This window comes from Nostoc sp. NZL (assembly GCF_015714705.1).
Taxonomy (GTDB): domain Bacteria; phylum Cyanobacteriota; class Cyanobacteriia; order Cyanobacteriales; family Nostocaceae; genus Nostoc; species Nostoc foliaceum_A.
Genome location: NZ_WBKL01000111.1, coordinates 1 through 5,449, shown reverse-complemented (window position 1 = coordinate 5,449; position 5,449 = coordinate 1). Strand labels below are relative to the sequence as shown.

At 46.2% G+C, this 5,449-nt stretch carries 4 protein-coding genes; 1 reads left to right on the top strand and 3 read right to left on the bottom strand.

The window, feature by feature from the left end; all coding sequences use genetic code 11:
• Window positions 1–118: 118 nt before the first annotated feature.
• Entirely contained in the window at window positions 119–1,144 is a 1,026-nt protein-coding gene (locus F8R90_RS15350; RefSeq protein ID WP_196511453.1) for a hypothetical protein, read from the bottom strand.
• Between the two features lie 378 nt (window positions 1,145–1,522).
• On the opposite strand from F8R90_RS15350, the gene F8R90_RS15345 reads away from it, so the two are divergent.
• Complete coding sequence (locus F8R90_RS15345; RefSeq protein ID WP_196511452.1) at window positions 1,523–2,416, top strand: tetratricopeptide repeat protein; 894 nt, start codon at window positions 1,523–1,525, stop codon at window positions 2,414–2,416.
• A 103-nt stretch (window positions 2,417–2,519) separates the two neighbouring features.
• On the opposite strand, the gene F8R90_RS15340 is transcribed toward F8R90_RS15345, so the two are convergent.
• Both F8R90_RS15340 and F8R90_RS15335 read right to left on the bottom strand, forming a co-directional pair.
• Window positions 2,520–3,140, bottom strand: coding sequence for a TMEM165/GDT1 family protein (locus F8R90_RS15340; protein WP_196511451.1), 621 nt, complete (start codon window positions 3,138–3,140; stop codon window positions 2,520–2,522).
• Window positions 3,141–3,488: 348 nt separating this feature from the next.
• Window positions 3,489–5,449 (bottom strand): ELWxxDGT repeat protein (locus tag F8R90_RS15335; protein ID WP_196511450.1); only part of this gene is annotated, 1,961 nt, incomplete at its 5' end.

Below are 5,449 nucleotides of genomic sequence, written 5' to 3'. Positions count from 1 at the left end.
GGAGTAGGGAGCAGGGGGAGCAGGGGAGAATTGGGGACAAGCGGTGAAAACTTGAAACAAGTCTTTCCCCTTGTCCCCAAGTCCTCTTGCCCATGCCCAATGCCCCATGCCCAATTCCCTACTCTTGAGTTGGTTTCGGTCGCTTGATGGGCTTAGGAGCGGGTGTTTTGGGTATAGGTTTTGACACCACAGAGGTATCACCGCCTGCGCCTGTTTTCTTGATAGGACGCGGGGTTTCGCCACTGCGTCTGGGGGGGAATGGTTTTCTACCACCAGCAGCACCACCACTACCAGTACGAGGGCCACCTCTGAATGGTGGTTTACGTTTTTTGGGCAAGTCAGCGATCGCCTCAGCTTTTTCTACTATCAAAACGTCAGCTTCTCGCTTGGCTTGGAAGTCCCAGAACTTTCCTACTGCTTTGGTGGTCAGCACACCCCTCAATTTCAACTTAAAATACTTGGGTTTGTCAGTTGGTTTGCGTGCAGCCTGCCTAATTTTGACTACCAAGCTCTTAGCGTCAAAAGATTGGTATACTACCTCACCACGAACAGAAAAACCACCATCTGTAACTTCTGATGAGGGGATTACGGGAATTGTGCTTAGTTCAGAGTTTTCGGATAAGCCATCATCGGGTGTCTGTGACTCTTGCAACTCCAAGTCTGACTCGTCTTCATCTGTTGAGCTTTTAGCCAAATTTTCTGGCTCCCAAACTCCGACGATTTGGATGTGCAAGGTATCATTTTCTTGTCTTGTCCGTGGATATACTACCCACAAGTGTTCTTTTTCTAAATCTAGGTGATTCTTGACTAAGCTCATAATCCGGCCTAGGAGGACGGCATTGAGTTCTACACCATCGGTAGTCAGCAGCGTACCTTGAGTAAATTGTTCGCTGCTAGCATGATAGCGACCCCGGACTAACCCGATCGCTCGGTACTGCATCGGTTCACTGGGAGGCGGAATCGGTTGCTGTCGATTGACGAGGTTCCCATTTGAGTCAGTTTCGCTGGGGTTAACAGGCGAATTTTCAACTTTAGAGGACTGGGCTGCTATATGAACATTAGCGGCTGCCCCTATTTTAGTTGGGCCCTGGTTAGAGGCAGAAGAATTGGAGGATTCAGGCAACGGCATCAGGTCGGAATTCATAAAAACTCCTTGCGGCGGAGACACATCCCATTGTGGGATTTTACAAAGGCAGCTGGAAAGAGCATTTGTGCGACTGATGAAAGTATATTTGCTTTTCACAAAATCACACCAGAGTGCTCTATACAATACTAAAGGCGCTAAATTGAGTGTATAAACACTAAACGTGTAATTTAGCGCCTTTACACTAGTTTCGGAAGCATATCATAGCTACAATTCTGACGGCTCCTCCTAAAGTCATCACTTACTTTAGCAGTGTAGATAGTTAATTGTTATAAAATTCACAGGCAATTGGCGGTATTCCGCAAAGTTTTGGAAATTTTTAACTTTCCGATTTGTGTAAAGGATAATGTCATTAGAGTTCAGGAGAAAGACAAAACTGTGTCTCAACCGCGCAATCGCTGGGTAGTTCAAGTCGTCTTGGCACTGGCAGTTCTTGCTTTTGTGGGTGTTTCAGTGCTTCCGATCATTGGAGCATTTAATAATACGCCACCCTCAAACCAGAATACTGCTAGCACCAGAGGCAGCTTGCCCTCCTCTGACCAAAAATCAAAACTGGAAGACGAAGTACGGGGTTATGAACAGGTTTTGCAAAGGGAACCAGAAAATCAGACTGCGCTCAAGGGCTTATTGCAGGCGCGGCTACAATTACTGAGTCAAAAAGAAAAAAGTGAGGTTAAACCAGCTGATATCCAAGTCGTCATTGAACCTTTAGAAAAGCTAGCCAAGCTGAATCCCGAACAGTCAGAATATTCAGTGCTACTGGCTCAAGCCAAACAGCAAATTGGCGATCGCGAAGGAGCCGCTCAAGCTTATCGTTCGATTTTGTCTACAAAACCAGGCGATTTGAAAGCTTTACAAGGAATGGTGGCTTTATTGATCAGTCAGCAACGCCCGGAAGCAGCCATTGGTTTGCTGCAAGAAACCCTCTCGAACGCAGCCCAAGCAAATACAATTCAGCCTGGAAGTGTAGATACAGTAGCCGTGCAGGTGCTGTTAGGTTCTGTTCACGCTTCCCAGAAACGCTACCCTCAAGCTAGCTCTGTATATGACCAAGCAATTAAGAAAGATCCTAAGGATTTTCGCCCCGTTGTGGCAAAAGCGATGCTCCTAAAACAACAGGGTAAAGACGCAGATGCAAAACTTTTGTTTGATAGTGCCGCAGCTTTAGCACCTGCTCAGTACAAAGATGAAATTAAGAACGCAGCAACGGCTTCTCCTACGCCTAATCCTGCTGGATCTCCCGCGCCTTCATTGGAAAGTACGCCTAAGTAATGGGGAGTAGGGAGAGACGCGATTAATTGCGTCTGTACTAAGTGTGGAGAAAAAGGAATTATTGAATAAGTCTCTTCCTTTTCCCCTCATCCCCCTGATTCCCTCACACTCCTTCAATGGCAGCAAGGATACCAAAGACCAAAAACAGGCATCCGCCAATCAGGGTGAGTTGACGCTCAGAAATGCGTCCGGCAATCATTTTGCCGCCGATAACTGCGATCGCAGCACAAATGGCATGTCCTAAAATTGCACCTATTGTTACTCCAATGGGATTATTACCTGCTGCTAGGGCAATGGTGGCAATTTGCGTGCGATCGCCCCACTCTGCCATAAATGTCAACACAAAGGCTTCTATGATAATTGCCAATGAAGTCTTTTGCTTTGGTAACTCCAAATCTGCTTTTTTTACCGCAGCTTCGGCCTCTTCTATAACTTCTGTATCACAAGCAGCAGCAGACATCTTACTAGCGTCATATAAAAGCTTGATACCAAAGGCGAGAAACAAAACGATTTCGGCGTAATGAATATAAACTTTTGGCAACAAAGACGCAGCTTGTCCAAATAGCACCGAAAGGATTGTCATTGCGGCTAAAGCAGCTGTCACACCTATAAATACCAGCCGCCGCGAGTGGTGCATTGCCAAAATCACAGCGATAAAAAATGTTTTATCCCCTAGTTCTGAAACTGTTATTAATAACAAACCTGCGGTAAAAGCTGTTAACACTCTCTCAAGCTCCTGAATAATCCTTTACCGATGTGAAGCTTGATGAGAACCAAAAGACCTCACCAAGTTTACACTTTTCGGTGTGAACTTAGTGAAGGTCTCGCTTTCAAATATTTGATTATTTGCCACCTGAACCAGGCTCATCGCCAGTATGTTGATTCAGACGTACTGGCTTTTATTTTTTTGCCAGCAGCTACTCCCCTTCTACGCAAACGTGATTGTACATTTACTAAAGGTAGAAGTCAATAGTTGGGAATGGAGAGCAATAGCGAAACCCAACTTACATCTGAATCCTTAAATGCTTTTACCTAACTGGGTAATTTACCAATGCTTGCTATATAGCTTTCGTTAGGCAATCACAGTAATATTTGCACTACTAAGCATTGCCTGATTCGAGAACTGGGCTATTTGAACTTGTGCTGTACCACCAACTCCATCTTGATCAAAGAATAGGTTACCGGTAGTTTGATCATAGATAAAGCGATCGCCTGCGGTTGTCGCACTAGTCCCAAGAAGGAATAAGCTCGAATCAAGTGTCGTATCCTGAGATTGCCCCAGTCCAAATTCTGCCTTGGAAACAAAGAGAGTATCATCTCCAACAGTAAAATCAACGATGATATCATAACCTCCAGTGAGGGGATAAGTCAGGTTGAAGCTATCTTGACCAGTTCCACCGGTGAATACATCGTTGCTATTAACCACTGTCAGTGCAAAAACATCGCTGACACTTGTCGTTTCATCACTAGCGATAACTTTAATGTTGAGGCTGCCAACGTTTTCATTTGTGGGAGTACCACTGAAAGTAATGCCGTTTAACGTCAACCAACTGGGGATTGGGTCACCATTTTCCAGCGTGGCGCTATAGCTGAGGTTATCTCCCGCATCTACATCCACGAAGGTATTTGCTGGTAGGGTGAAGTTGAAGGTGGTGTCTTCTGTTGCCGTTTGGTCGGCAATGGTATTTTCCAGTGTTGGGGCATCATTAACATTGTTGACTGCGATCGCGATCGCTTTTTCGTAGAATAAGCCACCTTGATCTGTAGTGCGTAAACGGATGTTGTAGCTATTCTTGGTTTCGTAGTCAGGTGAAACGTTGATTTGTAACTCGTTACCTACAATTGTGAAGGCGCTGTTATCGTTGCTGTCTGTACCTGAAACGAGGGTATAGGTGTGAGTGTTGTCTATATCAGCGTCAGCAGTGCTAAAGTTGCCAATTACTGTGTTGGCAGGAACATTCTCGTTAACACTGGTGGCACTCAGGCTCAGACCAGTGGGAGTACTGTTCAGGTCAAGCTGAAAAAGTTCTTGCCCACTGTTCCCGTTGTCAGCAAAAAAGTAGAGTTTGCCATTGATGTAAGTTAGGTTGTTAGGGTTAGAGCTAGCCGTGCCAGAGAAGATATCCTGGACGCAGACAGTACCAGCTTCGGTGCCGTCACTCTTCCACAATTCATTGCCCCCACTGCTGTCGGTGGCACTGAAATACAGGGTACCGTTGACATTGGTTAGATTTTGCGAGTTAGAGCTACCTGTGCCAGAGAAGATATCCTTAACACGGATAGTACCAGCTTCAGTGCCATCACTCTTCCACAGCTCATTGCCCGCAATGTTGTCATAGGCAACGAAGTACAGAGTGCCGTTGACATTGGTCAGATTTTGCGGGTTAGAGCTACCCATACCAGAGAAGATATCCTTAACACGGACAGTACCAGCTTCGGTGCCATCACTCTTCCACAGTTCATTGTCTCCATTGCTGTCGGTGGCACTGAAATACAGGGTGCCGTTGACATTGGTTAGATTTTGCGGTTTAGAGCTACCCGTGCCAGAGAAGATATCCTTAACGCGGACAGTACCAGCTTCAGTGCCATCACTCTTCCACAGTTCATTGCCCGCAATGTTGTCATAGGCAACGAAGTACAGAGTACCGTTGACATTGGTCAGATTTTGCGGATGAGAGCTAGCCGTGCCAGAGAAGATATCCTTAACACGGACAGTACCAGCTTCAGTACCATCACTCTTCCACAGTTCCCGACCCCCACTGCTATCGGTAGCACTGAAGTATAAGGTGTCGTTGACATTGGTCAGATTTTGCGGGTTAGAGCTACCCGTGCCAGAGAAGATATCCTTAACACTGACAGTACCAGCCTCGGTGCCATCACTCTTCCACAGTTCCCGACCCCCACTGCTGTCAGTGGCAACGAAGTACAGCGTGCCGTTGACATTGGTCAGAAAGTTCGGGTCAGAGCTACCCATGCCAGAGAAGATATCCTTAACACTGACAGTACCAGCCTCGGTGCCATCACTCTTCCACA

Coding starts and splice junctions, on each gene's coding strand:
- F8R90_RS15350 (WP_196511453.1), bottom strand. CDS start 1,144: ATGAATTCCGACCTGATGCCGTTGCCTGAATCCTCCAATTCTTCTGCC.